This is a genomic window from Candidatus Pantoea floridensis (assembly GCF_900215435.1).
Taxonomy (GTDB): Bacteria; Pseudomonadota; Gammaproteobacteria; order Enterobacterales; family Enterobacteriaceae; genus Pantoea; species Pantoea floridensis.
This window is the reverse complement of record NZ_OCMY01000001.1, coordinates 542073-563028: the sequence shown is the minus strand read 5'-3', so window position 1 is coordinate 563028 and position 20956 is coordinate 542073. Positions and strand designations below refer to the sequence as shown.

At 57.0% G+C, this 20956-nt stretch carries 17 protein-coding genes; 12 read left to right on the top strand and 5 right to left on the bottom strand.

Annotation, left to right across the window (positions count from 1 at the left end; translation table 11 throughout):
- Window positions 1–172 precede the first annotated feature (172 nt).
- Window positions 173–2617 (top strand): DUF3772 domain-containing protein, encoded by a 2445-nt coding sequence (locus CRO19_RS02680; protein ID WP_097094488.1) that lies wholly within the window; start codon window positions 173–175, stop codon window positions 2615–2617.
- Between the two features lie 87 nt (window positions 2618–2704).
- Here the strand turns inward: CRO19_RS02680 and dld are convergent, their stop codons facing one another.
- A complete protein-coding gene (gene dld / locus CRO19_RS02675; protein WP_097094487.1) occupies window positions 2705–4414 on the bottom strand; it encodes a D-lactate dehydrogenase in 1710 nt (569 codons plus the stop codon).
- Between the two features lie 155 nt (window positions 4415–4569).
- Here dld and bglX point away from each other — a divergent pair, with 155 nt between their 5' ends.
- The 5 genes from bglX to idi all read left to right on the top strand — a co-directional run bounded on the left by bglX (window position 4570) and on the right by idi (window position 12048).
- Window positions 4570–6867: a beta-glucosidase BglX gene (gene bglX, locus CRO19_RS02670; RefSeq protein WP_097094486.1), complete on the top strand. Its 2298-nt coding sequence runs from the start codon at window positions 4570–4572 to the stop codon at window positions 6865–6867.
- A 116-nt stretch (window positions 6868–6983) separates the two neighbouring features.
- Entirely contained in the window at window positions 6984–7847 is an 864-nt protein-coding gene (locus CRO19_RS02665; RefSeq protein ID WP_097094485.1) for an oxygenase MpaB family protein, read from the top strand.
- A 114-nt stretch (window positions 7848–7961) separates the two neighbouring features.
- On the top strand, window positions 7962–9074 hold the full coding sequence (locus CRO19_RS02660) for a suppressor of fused domain protein (RefSeq protein WP_097094484.1): 1113 nt from the start codon (window positions 7962–7964) through the stop codon (window positions 9072–9074).
- A 152-nt stretch (window positions 9075–9226) separates the two neighbouring features.
- Window positions 9227–11122 (top strand): methyl-accepting chemotaxis protein, encoded by a 1896-nt coding sequence (locus CRO19_RS02655; RefSeq protein ID WP_097094483.1) that lies wholly within the window; start codon window positions 9227–9229, stop codon window positions 11120–11122.
- Between the two features lie 392 nt (window positions 11123–11514).
- Window positions 11515–12048, top strand: coding sequence for an isopentenyl-diphosphate Delta-isomerase (idi, locus tag CRO19_RS02650; RefSeq protein WP_097094482.1), 534 nt, complete (start codon window positions 11515–11517; stop codon window positions 12046–12048).
- 147 nt (window positions 12049–12195) lie between these two features.
- Here the strand turns inward: idi and CRO19_RS02645 are convergent, their stop codons facing one another.
- Window positions 12196–13662 carry an MFS transporter gene (locus CRO19_RS02645; protein WP_097097567.1) on the bottom strand — a complete coding sequence of 489 codons (1467 nt, stop codon included), beginning with the start codon at window positions 13660–13662 and terminating at the stop codon, window positions 12196–12198.
- Window positions 13663–13877: 215 nt separating this feature from the next.
- Here CRO19_RS02645 and osmF point away from each other — a divergent pair, with 215 nt between their 5' ends.
- The 4 genes from osmF to CRO19_RS02625 are packed head-to-tail and all read left to right on the top strand — an operon-like array spanning window position 13878 to window position 17615.
- Window positions 13878–14786: a glycine betaine ABC transporter substrate-binding protein OsmF gene (osmF, locus tag CRO19_RS02640; RefSeq protein ID WP_097094481.1), complete on the top strand. Its 909-nt coding sequence runs from the start codon at window positions 13878–13880 to the stop codon at window positions 14784–14786.
- 3 nt (window positions 14787–14789) lie between these two features.
- Window positions 14790–15956, top strand: coding sequence for an ABC transporter permease (locus CRO19_RS02635; RefSeq protein ID WP_097094480.1), 1167 nt, complete (start codon window positions 14790–14792; stop codon window positions 15954–15956).
- Window positions 15949–16884, top strand: a complete 936-nt coding sequence (locus CRO19_RS02630; protein WP_097094479.1) for an ABC transporter ATP-binding protein — start codon at window positions 15949–15951, stop codon at window positions 16882–16884. The genes CRO19_RS02635 and CRO19_RS02630 overlap by 8 nt, the downstream gene beginning before the upstream one ends.
- Entirely contained in the window at window positions 16884–17615 is a 732-nt protein-coding gene (locus CRO19_RS02625; protein ID WP_097094478.1) for an ABC transporter permease, read from the top strand. The genes CRO19_RS02630 and CRO19_RS02625 overlap by 1 nt, the downstream gene beginning before the upstream one ends.
- Here the strand turns inward: CRO19_RS02625 and CRO19_RS26560 are convergent.
- On the bottom strand, window positions 17596–17703 hold the full coding sequence (locus tag CRO19_RS26560; protein ID WP_494940189.1) for a YohO family small membrane protein: 108 nt from the start codon (window positions 17701–17703) through the stop codon (window positions 17596–17598). The genes CRO19_RS02625 and CRO19_RS26560 overlap by 20 nt on opposite strands.
- An 82-nt stretch (window positions 17704–17785) precedes the next feature.
- Complete coding sequence (locus CRO19_RS02620) at window positions 17786–18520, bottom strand: MerR family transcriptional regulator (protein ID WP_097097566.1); 735 nt, start codon at window positions 18518–18520, stop codon at window positions 17786–17788.
- 151 nt (window positions 18521–18671) lie between these two features.
- Here CRO19_RS02620 and CRO19_RS02615 point away from each other — a divergent pair, with 151 nt between their 5' ends.
- The gene (locus tag CRO19_RS02615) at window positions 18672–19235 is read left to right on the top strand and encodes a helix-turn-helix domain-containing protein (RefSeq protein ID WP_097094477.1); all 564 of its coding nucleotides are present in this window, start codon (window positions 18672–18674) and stop codon (window positions 19233–19235) included.
- Window positions 19232–19750, top strand: coding sequence for a GNAT family N-acetyltransferase (locus CRO19_RS02610; protein WP_097097565.1), 519 nt, complete (start codon window positions 19232–19234; stop codon window positions 19748–19750). The genes CRO19_RS02615 and CRO19_RS02610 overlap by 4 nt, the downstream gene beginning before the upstream one ends.
- 137 nt (window positions 19751–19887) lie before the next feature.
- Here the strand turns inward: CRO19_RS02610 and CRO19_RS02605 are convergent, their stop codons facing one another.
- Entirely contained in the window at window positions 19888–20859 is a 972-nt protein-coding gene (locus CRO19_RS02605; protein WP_097094476.1) for a LysR family transcriptional regulator, read from the bottom strand.
- Window positions 20860–20956: the final 97 nt, after the last annotated feature.

The window sequence follows — 20956 nt, the reverse complement described above, 5'->3', positions numbered from 1 at the left end:
CATTCATGGCGACTCCATTCACCTCGGTTTACCTGCAAAAACGCTTATCGTTAGCGCCAATGTTTTACACCTTCATTCCTATAGTTTCAGTGTCGGCAACGTCTTAAACTAGCCGCCATTCATCTGCACACGTGCGTTTATCGGCTGTTATTACGCTGGAATCTTATTAAACATGTTCAAGTTCCGTTCCTTACTTACGCCATTTTTACTGCTGCTGGTGCTGTTAACCCCGGCGCTGAGTTTTGCAGACGACAGCGCGGCCGCGAATCAGCAAGAGGACGCTGCCCCCAAAGTTAACGCCTTGGTCGAGCTGCCTAAAATGCAGAAAATCCTCGATAAAATTAAAGGCCAGGTCTCGGGCGATACCAACGAAAGCCAGCTCAACCAGCTCAATGAGATGGCGCTGGAGCTTTCGGGGAATGCCGAAACCCTTGGTCAGGCACTCATTCCGCAGCGTCAGCAGCTGGATGCACAGCTGGCGGTACTCGGTCCGGCGCCCAAAGCCGACAGCGGCGTGAAAGAGACGCCGGAGGTGACGCGCAAGCGTGCGGCGCTGGAGAACCAAAAAGGTAAGCTAGACGACCAAATCAAGCAGGCCGATGGCATCAAAAACGGTGCGCTGGTGCTGTCATCGCAGATCGTTAACCTGCGTCGTGACCAGTTAAAAAGCCAGCTGGCACTGAACTCGGGCAGTATTTTCGGCCCGCGTTTCTGGTCACCGATCTTCAGCAGCCAGGATCTCGACGCCGAGAAAATCAGTGATTTTCGCGATGAACTACAAGACACCGCCGCGCTATCGTGGGAATCGGGCTGGCGCTTTGGCACCATCGGTTGGCTGGTCGCCGCGATGCTGGTGATGACGCTCGGCCGTCGCTACGGCGAAGAGTTTCTGGCGTGGGTGAGCATTAACAAAATGCCGGAAGGGCGTTTACGTCGTAGCTTCCTGGCGGCCGCGATAGCCTTGACCACACTTGCGGCCGTTGTGCTCACCTTCAACTTCCTTGCGCTGGCCTTTACGCGCCGCGATGAGGTCTCTGGCGACGTGCAGGATTTTGTTGAGCGCCTGGTGCAGCTCAGCGTCTACTGCGGCTTAATTGCTGGATTGGGGCGGGCGTTTTTGTCTACGCGTCGTCCCAGCTGGCGTTTGCCTGCCATCTCCAATGAAGTGGCGCAGGCGCTGAAACCGTTCCCGCCCTTTACCGCGGCGCTGGTGTTTGTTTTCCAGACGGTTGAGGCGTTTAACTACAGCGTGGGAACCAGCCTCAATACCACGATTTTTGCAAACGGCTTGACCGCATTGCTGATTGGCTGCACCGGCCTTGCTATCAGCATGCGCGTGAACCGCGTGCGTCGTCGCATGGCGCAGGCCGGCCACCAGCCTGAAGCACGCTCCACTCTAGTTGGCTTAGTACAGCTGGCGTTGATGCTTACGGCGCTGGCGATCCTGATCTCTCTGATCATTGGCTACGTTACGCTGGCACGCTTCCTCAGCTACGAGGTGATTTGGTGCGGCATTCTGTTTGGCTCGTTCTACTTCCTCAGCCATCTGGTACAGGACGGCTGTGAAAGTCTGTTCTCCACCAGCAATGCAACGGGCAAGCGGCTGCAAAGCTCACTCAATATTGATGAGCGCCACTTGCAACAGGCGGCTACGCTGCTGAGCGCGTTGGGTAAAACCTTGCTGATTGCTATCCTCGCGCTGGCGCTGCTCAACGGCACCTTCGCCTCCTCAACGCCGATAGAGCTGATTCAGAAGGTGATTGAGTTCTGGGGCGGCAAAGGAATGGAGTCGCTGAACATTGTGCCGGCGCACATGGTTAACGCGATTCTCTGCCTGGTAGTGGGCATTTATGTGCTGCGCTCGGTGCGTCGCTGGCTGGATAAAGACTTCCTGCCAAAAACCACCATGGATGTCGGCATGCGCGTGTCGCTGGTGACGCTGTTCAGCAACATTGGTTACGTGCTGGTTATTCTGCTGACGCTGTCGATTATGGGCTTGCAGTGGAACAAGCTGGCGTGGATCGTCAGCGCCTTATCGGTCGGCATCGGTTTCGGCTTGCAGGAGATTGTGAAGAACTTCATCTCCGGTCTGATTTTGTTGACCGAGCGTCCGGTGAAGGTGGGCGATTTGGTGAGCATCAGCGGCATCGAGGGCGATATTCGTCGTATCAACGTGCGTGCCACGGAAATTCAGCTCAGCGATAAATCCACGGTGATTGTGCCGAACTCCCAGCTGATCTCGCAAAACGTGCGTAACGCCACCATGGGTAACGCGCAGGGCGTGGTGACCATTCTGCTGACGTTCCCATTGGATATTGATCCGGTGCGGGTGCGGGAAATTCTGCTGGAAGTGTATCAGGAGAACGAGCGCATCCTGGAAACGCCTGAGCCGTCCGTTTCGTTCAAAGATTTAACGCCAGCGGGGATCGTGTTGAGCGTCACCGGCAACGTTGCCAGCCAGCGCCAGATTTCCGGTGCCAAGAGTGATTTGCTGTTTGATATTCTCACGCGTCTGCGCAAGGAGGGTATTGTGCTTTCCACGCCGCAAACCATGATCATTGAACGCCGCGCGCTTCCGGCGGCCGCGCAAGAGCAGCAGGGCGAGCAACTGCCTTAATTTCAGCGCGTCATGTGACCAGGTCGGCATGAATGCCGACCCTACATGTAAGGTGGCCATTGATGGCCACTTTTTTAACAACCGCACTTAGATTTTTACCGCCCAACCCTTGTGCTTGCTGGTTTTACCAATTCCCGGATTGAAACTATTAGTAGGATCCAGCTGACGATAAAACGCCTGCAGCTGCGGTTTCGCCTGATACAGATGTCCAACGTTATGCTCAGCCGGATACTCCGCGCCGCGCTCGGCTAAAATCGCCAGCATCTTCTCTTTCAACGCATGCGCATCGACGCCCTTTCTGACGATGTAATCCTGATGGAACACATGGCAGAAGAAGTGGCCGTAATAGAGGCGGTGGCTGAGATCCTTATCAAACTCGGCGGGCAGGCGCTCAAACCACTCCTCATCGTTACGGCGCAGCGCAATATCCAACGCCAGAATATCTTCCACTTCGTCAGCATGCACCGCGTGATAGCGCACAGCCGCACCGGCAGCGGCAAAGCGATGCAGGAACGCGTGCGCGCCCTCTTTGGCATCGCAGGCGAAGAAGGCGCCGCCGCCTTCGCGGAAATATTCGGTCAGATACGCCTGCGCTTCAGCAACGCCGTCGCCGGACATCTTCAGCATCAGATGGTGTTCATATTTGTCGCGATACTGCTTAAGACGTTTGGGCAGATGCGCCGGTAACCAGCCGCTGACGCGCTGCAACAGGCGATCGGTAAGATGCGGTTTTACCCAACTCAGCTTGCTCAGCCAGGCATCAACGCGGCCCTTAAGGGTAAAAAACAGCGGCATTTTATCGGTGCCGAGCTTGTCGATCATCACGAAGGTATCTTTGCCATACACCTCAGCGATATCGAAAATGTCGCGGTGCATATATTCACCCGCCACCGGCAGATGCGTAAATTCTGCCAGAATATGACGGCGAATATCGCCCAGCTCAGCCGGATCGTTGGTGCCGATATAAAATACCTGCTGCTGCGGTTCGGTAGGGAAGGTGTCGAGACGCACGGCAAATACTGCCAGCTTGCCCGCGCAGCCAGACGCTTCGAACAGGCGGCGCTCATCGGCATTAAAGCGCGCCGGGGTGTCGGCAGTGATATCGCGCACGCGCTCGGCATATTCATGATCGGAGGCGTGGCGCTCATCCCAACGCACATCGTTCTGCTGCCAGCGATCGTCATCCAAACGCCCCAACATCTCCTCCGGCGAATGGCCAAGATCGATGCCAAGATGGTTTACCAGCTTGAGTTTGCCGCTGGCATCAATCTGCGCGTACAGGGCCATTTCACTGTAGGCCGGACCGCGTTTGATCAACGAACCGCCTGAGTTATTACAGATTCCGCCCATTACCGATGCGCCGATACAGGAGGAACCGATAACAGAATGCGGCTCACGTCCTAACGGTTTCAGCACTTTTTCCAACTGATACAGCGTGCTGCCAGGGAAGGCGAGGATCTGTTTGCCGTCATCGATCAGATGCAACTTATCCAGCCGCAAGGTGCTGATGATGACCACCGGACGATCGTAATCATTACCGTGCGGCGTGGAACCTTCCGTCAGACCGGTATTGGCGGCCTGCATTAAAATAATGGCATCGGCGCTAACCAGCGCTTGCAACGCACGCCATAACTCCAGCAGCGAGCCGGGAAAAATCACCGCCAGCGCGTCGCCTTCGCCCGAGCGAAAACCTTTGCGGTAGCGCGCGGTCTGTTCTGCATCGGTTAACAGGTGTGACGAACCCACCAGACGACGCAGTTCGGCGAGCAGAGTAGGGTGCGAAGTGTTGTTATTCATTGGCCTATCCTTGTCTTTAACATGGCGCTTCTACTGTAGCACGCGTCTGCGGTAGGGTCGCGGTGTGACATCGGCAGCTACCTGCTATCCTCATCTTGTGGCAAACTGCCCCGGTTATTTCGATATTGCGCAGTCACTTAAGAGAGCCCGACCTGATGAAATGGATTTACTCTGTTAGCCTCGCTGTTTCCTTAGCCATGCAACCTGCGTTTGCAGACGATTTGTTTGGCCCACATGCCATGACCGAGCAGGCGCGCGACGCCTTTGTTAATCAGCTGCTTAGCAAAATGACCCTTGATGAAAAAATCGGGCAGATGCGTTTGATTAGCGTCGGACCGGATACACCGAAAACGGCGGTTCGCGACATGATTCAACACGGTCAGGTCGGGGCCATTTTTAATACCGTAACGCGACAGGATATTCGCGCCATGCAGGATCAGGTGATGCAGCTCAGCCGCCTGAAAATCCCGCTGTTCTTTGCCTATGACGTGGTGCACGGTCAGCGCACCATCTTCCCGATTCCGCTTGGCCTGGCGGCCAGCTGGGATCTGGATGCGGTGGCGGAAGTCGGGCGCATATCGGCCTATGAAGCGGCGGATGACGGCCTGAACATGACGTGGGCACCGATGGTGGATGTATCACGCGAACCGCGCTGGGGTCGCGTTTCGGAAGGTTTCGGTGAAGACACCTTCCTGACGTCACAAATGGGCGGCACCATGGTGAAGGCCATGCAGGGCAAAAGCCCGGCGGATCGCTTCAATATCATGACCAGCGTAAAGCACTTTGCGCTTTACGGTGCGGTGGAAGGCGGGCGTGATTACAACACCGTCGACATGAGCCCGCAGCGCATGTTCCAGGATTATCTGCCGCCGTACAAAGCCTCGCTTGATGCGGGCAGCGGCGGCGTGATGGTGGCGCTTAACTCGATCAACGGCACCCCGGCTACGGCCGATAGCTGGTTGCTGAAAGATCTGCTGCGCGGTGACTGGAAGTTTAAAGGCATTACCATTAGCGATCACGGCGCGATCAAAGAGCTGCTGAAACATGGTGTGGCCAGCGATCCGCAGGACGCGGTACGCATCGCCGTGAAATCGGGCGTCGATATGAGCATGAGCGACGAGTACTACAGCAAATATCTGCCGGGCCTGGTGAAAAGCGGCGCGGTGAGCATGGCGGAAGTTGATGATGCCGCGCGTCATGTGCTGAACGTCAAATATGACATGGGGCTGTTTAACGATCCTTATAGCCATTTAGGGCCGAAAGGCAGCGATCCGCAGGATACTAACGCCGAAAGCCGTTTGCATCGCGCCGAAGCGCGTGATGTGGCGCGTAAAAGTATTGTGCTGTTAAAGAACTGGCATGAAACGTTGCCTCTGAAGAAGGACGCCACCGTGGCGTTAGTGGGGCCGCTGGCAGACAGTCAACGCGACATCATGGGCAGCTGGTCAGCGGCGGGCGTCGCCAAACAATCGATTCCGCTGCTGCAGGGCATGCGTAATGCGATGGCGGGCAAAGGCACCGTGCTGTATGCCAAGGGCGCAAACATCACTGACAACAAAGGCATTCAGGATTTCCTCAATCTGTACGAGCAGGCGGTGAGCGTGGATCAACGTTCGCCGCAGGCGCTGATTGACGAAGCGGTAGCACAGGCGAAAAAAGCCGATGTGGTGGTGGCTGCCGTCGGCGAAGCGCAGGGCATGGCGCATGAAGCCTCAAGCCGTAGCGATTTAGTGATCCCACCAAGCCAGCAAAAATTGCTGGCGGCGCTGAAAGCCACCGGCAAACCGCTGGTGATCGTGCTGATGAACGGCCGTCCGTTGACGGTGGTGAATGAAGATAAACAGGCTGATGCGATGCTGGAAACCTGGTTCAGCGGCACCGAAGGCGGTAACGCTATTGCCGATGTGCTGTTTGGTGACTACAACCCGTCGGGCAAACTGCCGGTTTCCTTCCCGCGTTCAGTGGGACAGATCCCGATTTATTACAACCATCTGCCAACCGGGCGTCCTTACAACTTCGCCAAGCCGAACAAGTATACGTCGCACTATTACGACGCCATCAACGGCCCGCTTTATCCGTTTGGCTATGGCCTGAGCTACACCACCTTTAGCGTATCGCCGGTGAAGATGTCATCGCGTACCATGCCGCGTAATGGCTCGGTGGAGGCGTCAGTTACCGTGACCAACACCGGTAAACGCGATGGTGCTACCGTGGTGCAGCTGTATCTCAACGATCCGGTCGCCAGCATCAGTCGCCCGGTGCAGGAGCTGCGTGGTTTCCAGCGCATTATGCTGAAAGCCGGCGAATCGCAGACGGTGAAGTTTAAGATCGATGTTGATGCGCTGAAGTTCTGGAATCAGAAGATGCAGCAGGTGGCGGAGCCAGGCAAAATCAACGTGATGATTGGCCTGGATTCGGTGCGTACGCAAGATGCGCAGTTTGATTATCTCTAAGTAAGGTTGTTGCGCTCTTTGGCCCGGTCAGCATGAATGCTGACCCTACGTGTTATGCTTCACTGATTTTGTAGGGTCGGCATTCATGCCGACCGGGTTAACGAGCACATAATTCAATGAACATCCGCGACCGCATCCAACAGCAAGTCTTCCGCCTCAACGGCTTATCCCTCAACGAATTTGATATCTCGCAGCCACCCGGCGATCCGGGATTATTTGGCCCAGACCACGTCATCTGGCGCGTGCATGGTGACTTTGCCTCGATGCTGTGCGGCGGCATCAGCGCTTTAATGCTGCAAATGCTGCATCCGGCTGCACTGGCCGGCGTATGGGATCACTCCAACTTCCGTCAGGACATGATGGGGCGTTTGCGCCGCACCAGCCAATTTATCGCCGTCACCACTTTCGGCAACACCGCTGATGCCCAAACCCTCATCGAACGCGTCAAACGTATTCATCTGCGCGTCACCGGCTGCGATAACGCGGGCAAGCCTTATGCCGCTAGCGATCCGCATCTGCTCACCTGGGTACACGTGGCGGAAACCAGCCGCTTTTTGGCGGCGCATCTGCGCTATAAAAATCCCCAGCTCAGCCAGGCCGAGCAGAATCGTTATTACCAGGAGGCGGCACGCGTTGCGGAAGCGCTTGGCGCTCAGCAGGTGCCGAAAAGCGTGCAGGCGGTAGAGGACTATTTACACATGATGCGCCCGGCGCTGATTTACGATGAACGAACGCGGGAAGTGTTGCAGCTATTAATCAACGCACCTGCGCCAAGCTGGCAGGCGAAACCCGCCATGCGCGTGATGCTAACAGCCGGTATGGGATTGCTGCCGCCGTGGGCGCAGCAGCAGATCCAGCGGCCGATTGGGCCAGCGCATCAATGGCTGGTGGATAAAGAAATGGCGGTGATTGGCGGGTTGCTGCGCTGGTCAATTCAGCGCGGCGCTTACTCACGCGCTATGCAGCGCATGGGGCGCTGAGCATCAAGGGTGCGCATGCACTTTGAGAGTTTTACCCTTGTGTCACATGGCGCGAGTGCCGATCCTGCTCTATTCTCGGGGAAAATGGATTCCTCCAGGTAATATCGAGGCGCTATGACCCACCAACCTCTGATTGCTGAGGTGCCGAATCAGCAACACACATTAACCGCGATCGTCGAGCAGGATGCGCGCACGGCCTATTTTTATATCTGGCCGAACGATCTGTTTCGCAGCCAGTATGCGGTGCGCGGCTGCTGGCTACGTAATCTACTGCCTGCGCCAGCGCAGGAGGATCGTGAAGCGATGGAGCAGGGCATTGCGCCGCTGCTGAGTGCCGAATATTGCCGTACGCTGGAAGCCGAGCCGATGCTCGATCCGGCCGGATTGCAGATTCTGTGGGAACCCAGTGATGACGGGGCGGCACTGTGGTATTACGGCCAGCTGCTGGCGGTGATCCCCGGCTGGAGCCTCTATCAGGACAAGCAGGTCAGTTTCTCCGCGGCCTGCATCAAAGAGAACCGCCTCACCGCGCCGCTCGGCTCCGCCTCCACCAATGATTACTACGCGCGTGCCGAACAGCAGCGCCACTTCTGGCGCGACTGGCACGATGGCCATCTATGGGATCGGGTGCAGCGCGAACTGATGCAGTGCTATCAGGCGCAGTTTGGCGAGTCGGTAAAATATTACGCCATCGATCAGGGCAGCTGGCCACCGATGGCCATTTCGCAGCACCTGCATCATGGCGTTTGGTACTTCGTGACCCTCGGCATGAGTATCCGGCCGATGCCGCAGGTGGATCATCTATTTGATGAGCTGGCACCGCAGTATCGTCGCGTTGAGCTGGCGATGGCGGTGGACGGCGAAGTGATGACCGAAGCCAATGCGGTGCAGATGGCCAGCGCGCTGGCGGAATTTGCACATTTACCGTGGGCGCGCCTCACCTGGATTGGTGAAGGGCATACGCTGGCGTCAGAAGTCGCGCCAGTGGGTTTTGAAAGCTTCCTGCTAGCCAATGATTTAGCGCCGGAAACCGCCCAGTTTCGTCTGCCGAAACGCGAGGGCGACCGGGTGAATCTGCTGTGGTCAACGCCGGTTACCGAAGCCGAACGCCAGTTTGCCCAGGCGGACGATCGCGGTGGCCAGCAGCTGTTACAGCGTTTGCTGACGGAAGGCAACAATCACGTGTTTCGCCCGCGCCAGGAAGTGGTAGCGCCGCCTGCACCGTAAACCAGGTCGGCATACATGCCGACCCTACAATTTTAAATTATCACTCAAATCAACTATTTCACTTCTTTGTGATCTCGCTCACCTCAAGATCCTCATTAACACGCCGTTAACCTCGATCAGGCAACTCGCCAACCAGGGTAAGGGCACACAACATGTTAAAAACGACACAATCCCGTTTCACCGCGACGCTGGTCGCCTTTTTTGCGGTGCTGATGCTGGTTACCGTGCTGGTGATCAATCAGTTTATCGCACCGCAGCTCACGCAAAACGAGAGCCGTTTAGTGCGTTACGAAGTGGATGGCCTGGCCGGACGCATCGTAGAGCAGATGAACCGCGTACAAGCGCAGCAGCGTGCTATCACCGAAGCCGCAGGCGTGATGGATAGCGCTGCCATCGACACCTTGCTGCCCGCCTTAGTTAACCAGTATCAGGATAGCAACGTGTTTGGCGGCGGCATCTGGCCGTTGCCCAACCGCCGCGATCCCGCCAAAGAGAAAAACAGCTCGTTCTTCGCGCGTAACGCCAGTAACCAGCTGCAGGTCAATACCTACTGGAACTCGGATGCCGCCGACAAATACTGGGAGCAATCCTGGTACAAAGACGGTTTAGCTGCGCCGAAAGGACAGTGTGCCTGGGCGAAAGCCTATCAGGATGCGGCCAGCCCGCAGCCGCGTACTAACTGCGCGATGGCGATCTATCGCGATGGCAACGCATGGGGCGTAGCGACAATTGACGTGACGCTCGGCTTCTTTAACCAGCTGGCAAAACAGATGGGTGAAGCGATTAAAGGGCGCGTGCTAATTGTTGAAGCCGACGGCAAAGTGGTTGGCAACGCCGCGCTGGTGGATGGCGCGCCGAAGCTGGAAAACCTTGCCGATACGCAGCTGCCGATGGCGGCGGCGCTGAAAGGTCTGTTAGCACAGGCGGGTAGCCAGCCGACGCAAACCACGTTTGCCGGTGAAGATGGCGAACACACGCTGTTCCTGCAGGCGATTGCCGGTAGTCCGTGGTATCTCGCCAGCGATGTGCCCTCCAGTTTGCTGGATGCGCAGACGCACAGCATGTTAACGCGCCTCGGCCTGGTGCAGATTCCGCTGGCGGTGATCCTGCTGCTGGTGCTGCTCGGTTTTGTGCGGGCGATGATGACGCGTCTTGCCTTGCTGCATCGCAACATTGAAACGCTTTCAACCGGCGGTGCCGATCTGACGCAGCGTCTGCCGGCCAGCAACAGCCCGGAATTTAACGCGGTGGCGCAAAGCTTTAACCAGTTCATCTCCTATCTGCAAGGGCTGATGCGCCAGGTGGGGGATAGCGCGCTGGCGATTACTGCGGCTTCACGTGAAATCGCCAGCGGCAACGCCGATCTCTCGGCGCGAACCGAATCTCAGGCCAGCTCTATTGTCGAAACCGCCGCGTCGATGGAAGAGCTCACCGGCACGGTGCGCCAGAACGCCGACAACGCCACTCATGCCAATCAGCTGGCGGATGGTGCGTCACAGGTGGCGGCGCGCGGTACCGAAGTGGTGCGTCAGGTGGTCACGACCATGGGCGCGATCAACCAATCCTCACGTAAAGTGGTCGATATCATCAGCGTCATTGATAGTATCGCCTTCCAGACCAATATCCTGGCGCTCAACGCCGCGGTAGAAGCGGCGCGAGCGGGCGAGCAGGGCCGTGGATTTGCCGTGGTGGCATCGGAGGTGCGTAATCTGGCGCAGCGTTCGGCCAACTCCGCACGTGAAATTAAGAAGCTGATTGAGGAGTCGGTGGCCAATATCGATACCGGCAGCGATCTGGTGCAGCAGGCCGGGCAAACCATGGATGAGCTGATGCAGGGGGTTAGCAGCGTTACCACGTTGATGAGTGAGATCATGTCGGCGAGCCGCGAGCAGAGCATGGGGATCGATCAGGTCAACGTGGCGATTACTCAGCTGGATGGCAGCACCCAGCAGAACGCCGCGCTGGTTGAGCAGGTTTCAGCCGCCGCTCAGGCGATGGAGCAGCAGAGCGTACAGCTGGAGCTGGTGGTGCAGAGCTTTAAACTTTAATCCTGTGCCAAACGGTGCGCATGGATGCGCACCCAACAATTGTAGGGTCGCCATTTATGGCATAATGTTGGGCAGTTAACAGATGAAAAACCTTCTTAACAAGCGCATATGCCGTAGCGGCGCAATTCATTGCGCGATAAATCGCGCCGCTACGGCATGTGCGGTGATTTGGTACCGTGCTTAACTGATTGATATTACGCCATGAATGGCGATCCGCTCACACTCTGCCCATATCTCCTCTGTTAACGCCTTTTTCCGCCTTTTTATGCTGAAACGCCCGCAGGCTGCTACGCTTTACGTTGCCCCCGTTAACGCACGGAATGTGCGCTATTTCCTCCATCAAACTTTTGGCGGTTGTGTACAATAGCTGCGAATTTTCCGAAGGAGTTGTCATGTCCGCCATTGAAGTTATTCTCGTTGACCACCTCGATCGTCCTATCGGCCAGATGGAAAAGCTGGAAGTGCATGAGAAAGGATTGCTGCATCGTGCGGTAACGGTTTACGTGTTCAATTCGCGCCATGAAGTGCTGTTACAACGCCGGGCCAGCGGTAAATATCACTGCGGTGGATTATGGAGTAACACCTGCTGCAGCCATCCTTATCCGCAGGAATCGACGCGCGATGCCGCCGAACGCCGTCTGCGTGAAGAGATGGGCATGAACCTGGCGCTGACGCCGGTGTTTGAGTTGAGCTATAACTTGCCGCTCAGCAACGGCTTAACTGAGCATGAGTATGGTCACGTGTTTTTTGCCATCAGCGATGAGCAACCGGAACTCAATCCGGATGAAGCCGATGCATGGTGCTATCGTTCGATTGCGCAAATTCAGCAGGAGATGGCAGAGAATCCCGAGCAGTTCACGCCGTGGTTCCTGCACACCTTCCCGCGCATCCCCAATACGCTCGGCGATTTCCGCCTGACCGCATAATGCTGGAGGTCGCCATCAATGGCGACCCTACGACGTGATGCAAGGTCGCCATTGATGGCGACTATGCGACGTGATGTAAGGTCGCCATTAATGGCGACTCTGCGACGTGATGTAAGGTCGCCATTAATGGCGACCTCTGTTAATCAATCACTGAAAATCTTCCGCATCCACGTCGTAACCCGACGGCTCCCAGCGAATCGCCAGCAGCGCCAGTAAGCCAATCAGCGGGGCGAGGAAAATCACCCAGAACACGCCGGTGCCAAAGGCGGCGACCAGCAGCGGGAAAGCAAACAGCGACACGGTTGAACTCCCGCGCATCAGCGTCTGATTGAAACCCACGCCAACGCCCCGCAGCGAAGCGGGATAGCTCAGCGAGGCAAAGGTCATCGTATGCGAGCCGGGACCAAAGCCCTGGCCAAACAAGAACAGCGCCAGCATGGCAATCGCCACCGCGGCCTGTTCGCCACCTTCTGGACGACCAATCAGCGCCAGGCCCAGCAGCGCTATGCACTGGCAGGCATAACCGGCAACCGACATTTTCCACGCGCCAAGCCGCGGCACCAGCCGCACCGCCAACAGACCGCCAACAAAAGCGAACAGCAGATTCAGCGCCAGCGACACCAGAATGGTGGTCAGCATCGATTGGGCAAAAAAGCTGGAGATTATCACCGGCAGGCCAAACGCCACCGCGTTATAGGCAAAGGAAGAAGCGATAGAGGTGACGGTCGCTAACAGGGTGCGACGGCGATAAACGCCCTGCAGCAGCGCGCCGTAGTTGCGCCAGCTGGCCTTACGCACCACCTTCTGCGGCGTTAAATCGGCATCCTCCGCCACCTGCGCGTTGATGTTGTAGGCGCTGCGCAGAATCTCCGCCGCACCTTTCAGGTTACCCTGATTGGCGGCCCAAATCGGCGATTCACTCATATAGCGGCTGCGAATGGCAATGATCAGTAGCGCGGGCACTGCGCCAAAACCCAGGATCAAGCGCCACAGCCAATCGGTGTGGGTTGCCGGCAGCAACGCATACAGCAGCAGTACCAGCAAATAGGAAATACTGATCGCCGCATACCATGTCGGGCACCACATCGCGATGCTGGCCGCTTTATTCCCTTGTCCGCGAAGCTTGGAGAACTCCGCCAGAAACGCCATCGCTACCGGTAAATCGATACCGACGCCCAGGCCCATCACGAAGCGCGCAGCGGCCAATACGTATTCGTTAGGTGCAAACGCACAGGCTAACGCCGCCACCACGAAGAAGAACATGTCGGCCATAAACACGCGATAGCGGCCAATTTTGTCGGTGAGATAGCCGCCGATCAAGGCACCGACTATCGCGCCAAATGTGATCGCCGAGGCCACCATGCCGGTGCCCGCTGGCGTGAGCTGGAACTCGCGCGTCACGTCTTTGATGCCAAAGGCGAGTGCGCCAAGATCGTAGGCGTCGAGGAACACGCCGCCCAGCGCAATGGCGATAACGATACGCGCATTGCTACGCGATTCGTTGCTGTTATTGACCAAACCAGAGACGTCGGCCGCGCTGCGGATCCATTTCGTCTCACCGCCTGGTGTATTCCCTGCCTGCGCGACATGCGCGGGAGAAGCTAAGTCGGACATGATGTTATGTAATTTATTGTAATGAGTGGGACTGTGAGAATAAGCCGCCGCCACGCCATTAAAAATTCCATTTGGTTATAAGTGCTGCGTTTGGGTTATAACCAGCGCGCTATTGATAGCAGAAAAAGAACGAAATGCAGCGCTTGACCGCACCCATCCGCTTTCGCCAGGCTACGCTTGATAGTCACACAATGAAAACAAATGAGGGAAGCACAATGATAAAGCAGGGGTTATTGGGGATGATGGCACTGGCGTTGAGCGTAAGTGCGGCACAGGCAGCGGACCCGGTAAAAGTCGGTTCCAAGATTGATACCGAAGGCTCGCTGCTGGGCAACATCATCCTGCAAGTGCTGGATAAGCATGGGGTGAAAACCGTCAATAAAATTCAGCTGGGGACCACTCAGGTGGTGCGCGGCGCCATTACGGCTGGTGAGCTGGATATCTATCCGGAGTATACCGGCAACGGTGCGTTCTTCTTCAACGATGAGAAAGACGCTGCGTGGAAAAACGCCCAGCAGGGCTATGAGAAGGTGAAAAAACTCGATAGCGAGAAAAATCACCTCGTGTGGCTGGCTCCTGCGCCCGCGAACAACACCTGGACGATTGCGGTGCGCGGCGACGTGGCGCAGAAGAATAACCTCAATTCACTCGACGATTTGAGCGCCTATCTGAAAAAAGGCGGCACCTTCAAACTGGCGGCCTCGGCGGAATTTATCGAACGCAGCGATGCGCTGCCAGCATTTGAAAAAGCCTACAACTTCAAGCTGGAGCAGTCGCAACTGCTGTCGCTGGCCGGTGGCGACACTGCGGTGACCATCAAAGCCGCTGCACAGCAAACCTCGGGCGTGAATGCGGCGATGGCGTACGGCACCGACGGTCCGGTGGCGGCGCTGGGCCTGCAAACCCTCAGCGATCCGAAAGGCGTGCAGCCAATTTATGCGCCTGCGCCGGTGATTCGCGAAAGCGTCCTCAAGCAATATCCCGACATTGGCAACTGGCTGCAGCCGGTATTCAGCAAGCTGGATGAGAAAACCCTGCAGCAGCTGAATGCGCAGATTGCTGTCGATGGCCAGGATGCCAGCCAGGTGGCGAAACAGTGGCTACAGCAGAATAAGTTGTTGTAAGCAGTGCTGTCGCTGTTACTCAGACCACGCCAGCAGCCGGTGCTGCTGGTGTTAACCACGCTTATCACGCTGGCGCTATTTGCCTTGCCGCTTCTGAGCTTTGCGGCCAATCGGCTGGTTTCCGGCCAGCCGCTGCTGTTTTGGCAGGTGTCGAACAGCTGGCTGGTATTGCTGCCGCTACTGTGGCTGTGGCAGGGATTATGGTGGCCCGCACGCCGCCTTAGCGCGGTGATGGTGCTGCTGGATGCCGAAATCCTGCTGGCGCTGCTCTTCTGGCTGGCGGGAAATCAGGCCACCGAGCTGGCCAACAGCGGCAGTCCGCTGGCGCGCACCGCGTTTGGCAGCGGCCTATGGTGCGCGGCTGCGCTGTCACTGCTGCTGGCGGCGGAAGCGGTGCGTCAGATCACGCGCAGTACGCCGTGGCGCATCGTACTCAACCTGCAACTCTGGCTGCTGCCGCTACTGCTTCTGCTCAGCGGTCATCTCGATCGACTCTCTCTCCTGAAAGAGTACGCCAACCGGACGGCGGTATTTGACGCGGCCTTCACTCAGCATTTGTGGCTGCTTGGCGGCACGCTGCTGCCAACAGTGCTCATCGGTTTGCCGCTCGGTCTGGCGATTGCTCGCCGTCCGCGCTGGCAAAATGCCGCCTTCAGCGTGCTTAATCTGATTCAGACTGTGCCATCGGTGGCGCTGTTTGGGTTGCTGATTGCGCCGCTGGCGGGCTTGGTGGCGCACTTTCCCGTGCTGGCGCGCTGGGGGATTAGCGGCATCGGCATTGCACCGGCGCTGATTGCCCTGGTGCTGTATGCGCTGCTGCCGCTGGTGCGCAGCGTAGTGGCCGGCTTGCAGCAGGTGCCGCAGGAGGTGCGTGAAACCGCACGCGGTATGGGCATGAGCGCGTGGCAGCAGTTCTGGCACGCCGAGCTGCCGCTGGCGCTGCCGGTGTGGCTTTCTGGCTTGCGCGTGGTCGTGGTGCAAACCGTTGGCCTGGCGGTGGTGGCGGCTTTGATTGGCGCGGGCGGGTTCGGTGCCATTGTTTTTCAGGGATTGCTCAGCAGCGCGCTGGATCTGGTGCTGCTTGGCGTGATTCCGGTTGTGGCGCTGGCGGTGATTTTTGATGCGCTGCTGCGTTTACTGTCGGCATTGCTGGAGAGACGTCATGATTGAATTTCACCAGGTGAGCAAAGTATTCGCCGGAAAAGAGGCGATACGTAACTTATCGCTAAAGATTGAGAAGGGCAGTTTTACCGTGTTGATTGGCACCTCGGGTTCCGGTAAATCCACCACGCTGAAGATGATCAACCGCCTGGTGGAGCACGATAGCGGGGAAATCCGCTTTGCCGGCGAACCCATTGAGCGCATGGATGCACGCGCCTTACGTCGCCGCATCGGTTACGCCATTCAGTCGATAGGCCTGTTCCCGCACTGGAACGTCGCCCGGAACATTGGCACCGTGCCGGCGCTGCTCGGCTGGCCGCAGGCGAAGATCAATCAACGCGTCGAGGAGCTGCTGGCGCTGCTCAATCTCGATAGCCATCTGGCAACGCGCATGCCGCATCAGCTTTCAGGCGGACAGCAGCAGCGCGTGGGGGTGGCGCGTGCGCTGGCGGCCGATCCGGAACTGCTGCTGATGGACGAACCGTTCGGCGCGCTCGATCCGGTCAATCGTCTGGCGCTGCAACACGAGATGCTGCGCATCCAGAAAATGACCGGCCGCACCGTGGTGCTGGTGACGCACGACATTGACGAAGCGCTCACGCTGGCCGATCAATTGGTGCTGATGGACGGTGGTGAAATTGTGCAGCAGGGCAGACCGATTGATTTGCTGACTCAGCCGGTGAATGACTTTGCCCGCGAATTCTTTGGTCGCAGCGAGTTGGGCGTACGTTTGCTGGCATTGGGGCGTGCAGGCAGTGCCGCCCGACGCGGCGAGTGGCTTGATGCCGAGCCGATAGCGGCATCACTGACGCTGCGTGAAGCGCTATCGCAGTTTATTGCGCGCCGCACCGACAAACTCCCGGTGGTTGATCAGCAGCAACAGCCGCTTGGCGTGCTGCACTTTAGCGATCTGCTGCGCCAGCGGGAGGCGAGCTGATGCGCCTGTTACGCGATCCGCTCTACTGGCTGCTGGCGGCCTTTCTGCTGTTGCTGTGGGGATTGCCGCACAGCGGTCCGCTGTTTGCGCACTGGTTCCCCCAGCTTGAGCGTCCACTCTATCAGCAGGAGAGTTTCTGGCGACTGGCACTGGCGCATCTGGCGCTGGTGGTGAGCGGCAGCCTGCTGGCATTGGTGGTGGGCGTGGGCTGCGCGGTGTTTGCCACTCGTCATGCCGGGCGCGCATTTCGTCCGTTACTGGAAACGGTGGCCGCGGCAGGTCAGACGTTTCCACCGGTGGCGGTGCTGGCGATTGCGGTGCCGGTGATGGGATTTGGCGCAACGCCCGCGATCATGGCGCTATTTCTCTACGCGCTGCTGCCGATCCTGCAGGGCACGCTGGCGGGATTAGATAGCGTTCCGGCCAGCAATCGCGAAATTGCCGTGGCCCTTGGCATGGGGCCGTGGCGACGTCTGTGGCAGATTGAGCTGGCGCTGGCTGCGCCGGTGATCATGGCGGGGGTGCGGACGTCGGTAATGATCAGCATCGGCACCGCGACCATCGCCTCCACGGTGGGAGCTGAGAGCCTGGGGTCGCCGGTGATTATTGGCCTGAGCGGTTTTAACACCGCGTACGTCATTCAGGGGGCGCTGCTGGTGGCGCTGCTGGCGTTGATTTGCGATCGCCTGCTAGAGCGCGTGCAGCGCAAACTTAGTTGGTATGCACAATAAGGCTGTAGCCGACCAGCATCATGCCGCCCATGCCGCCAATTGCCATAATGGCAAACAGAGAACCGACAAGCAGTTTATTCCAGTTCATAACGGGACCTGAAAAAAGAAATTGAGGGCGGCATGATAACGCGCACACCTGGCTAGGCAAAGGCCGTGTGTGCGATTTTTACTTACGCGGGATCGTGCAGGTGGATGGCAAAACCTTGTGCCTGCCAATGTTCAAACTGCTCAATCTGGCGACGCGTCGGCTTTTTACCGGTCCAGATAAACAGGTTTTGTCCGGGGAACAGTTCAGGCCGCGGCATGTCGAGCGGCTCTGCCAGCACATCCATACGCCAGCCCTGCTGCGACAAGCGCCAGGCCTCCAGCCAGATACGGGTGCGATCTTCCACGCCCCAGCCAATCATCAGCGCATCTTTTCCGGCTTTCTTGCGTGCGCCTGTCAAACAAAACGCCACATAATCAATCAAGGCGCCATCAAGCAGGCTGCACATTGTGCGCGCGGTGTTTTGATCTAAGCCCAGGCGCTGACGAACCGGCACGAACACGTGATCGATCAGCGCATCAACCGGATGTTCCCGGCCGATGGTGGCAATTTTCGCGCGCAGTTTTGCCGGACGAACGTGACGCAACACGCTCATCAACTCTTCCTGCAGGGCGCTCCAGCCGTCATGTGCATTAACGGTTTCGCCTTCCAGCAACGCTTTTACCTTGCCAACAGGCACGCCACTCTCTATCCAGCGTTTTATCTCTTCAATACGCTGAACATCTTCATCATCAAATTGCCGATGACCACCTTCGGTGCGCTGGGGTTTTAACAGACCGTAACGTCGCTGCCATGCGCGAAGCGTTACCGGGTTGATTCCACAGCGCTCGGCAACATCCCCGATACTGTATAAGGCCATAGTGCCCTCGAAAATTCTGACCTGCATTACAACACCTTAACCCCCCAATCTGGGTTGTACAACGATTTTTTAGTTGTACAACTTGACCGTGTGGCGGATTCGTAGTGTTATCTCATATATGAGATTTAATTCCCAAAAGTGAGAGGTTAACATGTCTGTGACGGATACCGACGACCGTTTGGCGTCGCGACTGGCCGAATTACGTGTACAACGCGGTTGGTCATTAGATGAATTAGCGATGGCGACCGGCATCAGTCGGGCATCATTGTCGCGCATTGAACGCGCCGAAACTAGCCCCACAGCCGCTTTGCTTAATCGGCTATGCGTGGCCTACGGATTGACCATGTCGCGCCTGCTAAGTGAAGTGGAAGAAGAGGCGGCGCTGCTGCTAAAAGCAGATCAACAGCCGGTATGGCATGACGATGCCAGCGGTTTCCAGCGCCGCAACGTATCGCCACCCGCCAACCACTTTAAAGCGGAGCTGGTGGAAGGCGTGCTTCGTCCCGGTGCGCGCATTGAATACGACGCGCCGCCGGTGCAGGGGCTGGAGCAGCATATCTGGCTGCAATCAGGCGAGCTTACCATCAGCATGGATGCTCAGCGCTGGACGCTACACGCGGGCGATTGCCTGCGCTTTCATCTCACTGGCAAATCCACCTTCGCAGCCCATCACGAAGGCGGTGCGCGCTACTTTTTAGTGGTATGCAAACCATGAATGATATCGAACTGTTAAGCGCCACCCAGGCGCAGCCGCTGCTGGCGGCATTGTGTGATGTATTACAGGCGTGCGTGGCCGATGGCGCCAGCGTGGGCTTTATTGATGCGCACGATCGCTCGGCGATTGAGCGCTTCTGGCAGGACAAAATCTTCAGCCTGGCGAGCGGCGACAATCAGCTGCTGGTGGCGTATCAGCAGGGTGTGATTATGGCAACGGTGCTGGTGGGTTTCAGCGCGATGCCAAATGGGCGTCATCGCGCTGAAATCAGCAAGTTGCTGGTGCATCCCCGCGCGCGACGTCAGGGCATTGCGCGTCGCCTGATGCAGCAGGCGGAACAGCTGGCAGCGCAGCAGGGGAAAACCCTGCTGGTGCTGGATACCCGCAGCGGTGACGTGGCAACCACATTGTATTTGTCGATGGATTGGCACATTGCCGGATCGATTCCGTTCTATGCGGAGTCAACCGAAGGTGTGCTGGATGCGACTACGGTGATGTATAAGGTGTTGCGCTGATTTTCCCCTCACCCTAACCCTCTCCCGCAAGCGGGCGAGGGAACCGATCGGAGCGAGCATGTGGCAGCATCTCCCTCTCCCTGTGGGAGAGGGCCGGGGTGAGGGCATCAGGCCGCACAATCCCAAAATGCACCAACTCAGTGCGCCGCATCCGCCTCAGCAATCCCCAGCGCCTGCATAAACAAACGGATAATCGGATTTATTTTGCGGCCCTTTTTCATGATCAAACAAAACGGGTTTTCGCGGCGAATCGACTCATCGCCCAGTTCGCACAATTGACCGCGCGCAATAAACGCGGCGGCATAATGCTCGGGTAAATAACCAATAAAATGGCCGGTTAAAATCAGCATTGCCACCGATTCAACCTGTACCGCTTGCGCACCGCTCTCCTGCAAAGGAATGATGCGACGATCGTCACGCGGGGTCACATATAAATGATTAATAATCTTCTGCTCACGTAATGTTTCCAGCGATATATTTTTATCATGTGATCCTGAATATAAAGGATGTGACATGGAGCAATATAATTTTGAATATTCCTTATAAAGCGGGAAGTAATCAAAGTCGCTTTTCATTTCATAAACCGGGGCAATGCCACAATGAAAACGACCTTCGCTGATGCCGCGCTCAATATCATCTAATTGCGCGGTTTGCAGGCGGATTTGTACCTTTGGCGCTTTCTGGTGCAGCTGTTGCACCGCCGCGGTGACCGGGGATTGCGCATCGGAAATGGTGTTATCGACGACGCAAATGGCAATATCGCCCAGCAGTTCGTTGCGGCTATTGTGCAGCCGCTCACGAAACAGATTCAGCGACACGAACAGCTCTAGCGTGGCTTGATACACGTTAATGCCGTATTGCGTCAGCTCAAAGCCTTCGCGCCCGCGGCTGCACAACGTCATGCCGAGACGTATCTCTAAATCGGAAACCTGTTTACTGATGGCCGCCAGACCAATATTCAATTCGTGACTGGCAGCGGTTAATCCGCCGGCTTCCACCACGCATTTAAATACGCGCAGCAATTTTAAATCGATATTACTCAGTGCCAGAACCGCATTATCACTACGATTATTTGCATTGTTTCCGGACTGGGAAACTTTACTTTCCATTTTTGCTATTCAACTCCGGAATAATTGCGGTAATTGTACAGTGAACCTGAAATGCGCGGTATTTACTAGTTTGTTCATAAAATAAGTTTTTATTATC

Excerpts from the sequence above, each read along its gene's own strand:
- CRO19_RS02680 (WP_097094488.1), top strand. The coding sequence starts at position 173 with ATGTTCAAGTTCCGTTCCTTACTTACGCCATTTTTACTGCTGCTGGTG.
- dld (WP_097094487.1), bottom strand. The coding sequence starts at position 4,414 with ATGAATAACAACACTTCGCACCCTACTCTGCTCGCCGAACTGCGTCGT.
- bglX (WP_097094486.1), top strand. The coding sequence starts at position 4,570 with ATGAAATGGATTTACTCTGTTAGCCTCGCTGTTTCCTTAGCCATGCAA.
- CRO19_RS02665 (WP_097094485.1), top strand. The coding sequence starts at position 6,984 with ATGAACATCCGCGACCGCATCCAACAGCAAGTCTTCCGCCTCAACGGC.
- CRO19_RS02660 (WP_097094484.1), top strand. The coding sequence starts at position 7,962 with ATGACCCACCAACCTCTGATTGCTGAGGTGCCGAATCAGCAACACACA.
- CRO19_RS02655 (WP_097094483.1), top strand. The coding sequence starts at position 9,227 with ATGTTAAAAACGACACAATCCCGTTTCACCGCGACGCTGGTCGCCTTT.
- idi (WP_097094482.1), top strand. The coding sequence starts at position 11,515 with ATGTCCGCCATTGAAGTTATTCTCGTTGACCACCTCGATCGTCCTATC.
- CRO19_RS02645 (WP_097097567.1), bottom strand. The coding sequence starts at position 13,662 with ATGTCCGACTTAGCTTCTCCCGCGCATGTCGCGCAGGCAGGGAATACA.
- osmF (WP_097094481.1), top strand. The coding sequence starts at position 13,878 with ATGATAAAGCAGGGGTTATTGGGGATGATGGCACTGGCGTTGAGCGTA.
- CRO19_RS02630 (WP_097094479.1), top strand. The coding sequence starts at position 15,949 with ATGATTGAATTTCACCAGGTGAGCAAAGTATTCGCCGGAAAAGAGGCG.
- CRO19_RS02625 (WP_097094478.1), top strand. The coding sequence starts at position 16,884 with ATGCGCCTGTTACGCGATCCGCTCTACTGGCTGCTGGCGGCCTTTCTG.
- CRO19_RS26560 (WP_494940189.1), bottom strand. The coding sequence starts at position 17,703 with ATGAACTGGAATAAACTGCTTGTCGGTTCTCTGTTTGCCATTATGGCA.
- CRO19_RS02620 (WP_097097566.1), bottom strand. The coding sequence starts at position 18,520 with ATGGCCTTATACAGTATCGGGGATGTTGCCGAGCGCTGTGGAATCAAC.
- CRO19_RS02615 (WP_097094477.1), top strand. The coding sequence starts at position 18,672 with ATGTCTGTGACGGATACCGACGACCGTTTGGCGTCGCGACTGGCCGAA.
- CRO19_RS02610 (WP_097097565.1), top strand. The coding sequence starts at position 19,232 with ATGAATGATATCGAACTGTTAAGCGCCACCCAGGCGCAGCCGCTGCTG.
- CRO19_RS02605 (WP_097094476.1), bottom strand. The coding sequence starts at position 20,859 with ATGGAAAGTAAAGTTTCCCAGTCCGGAAACAATGCAAATAATCGTAGT.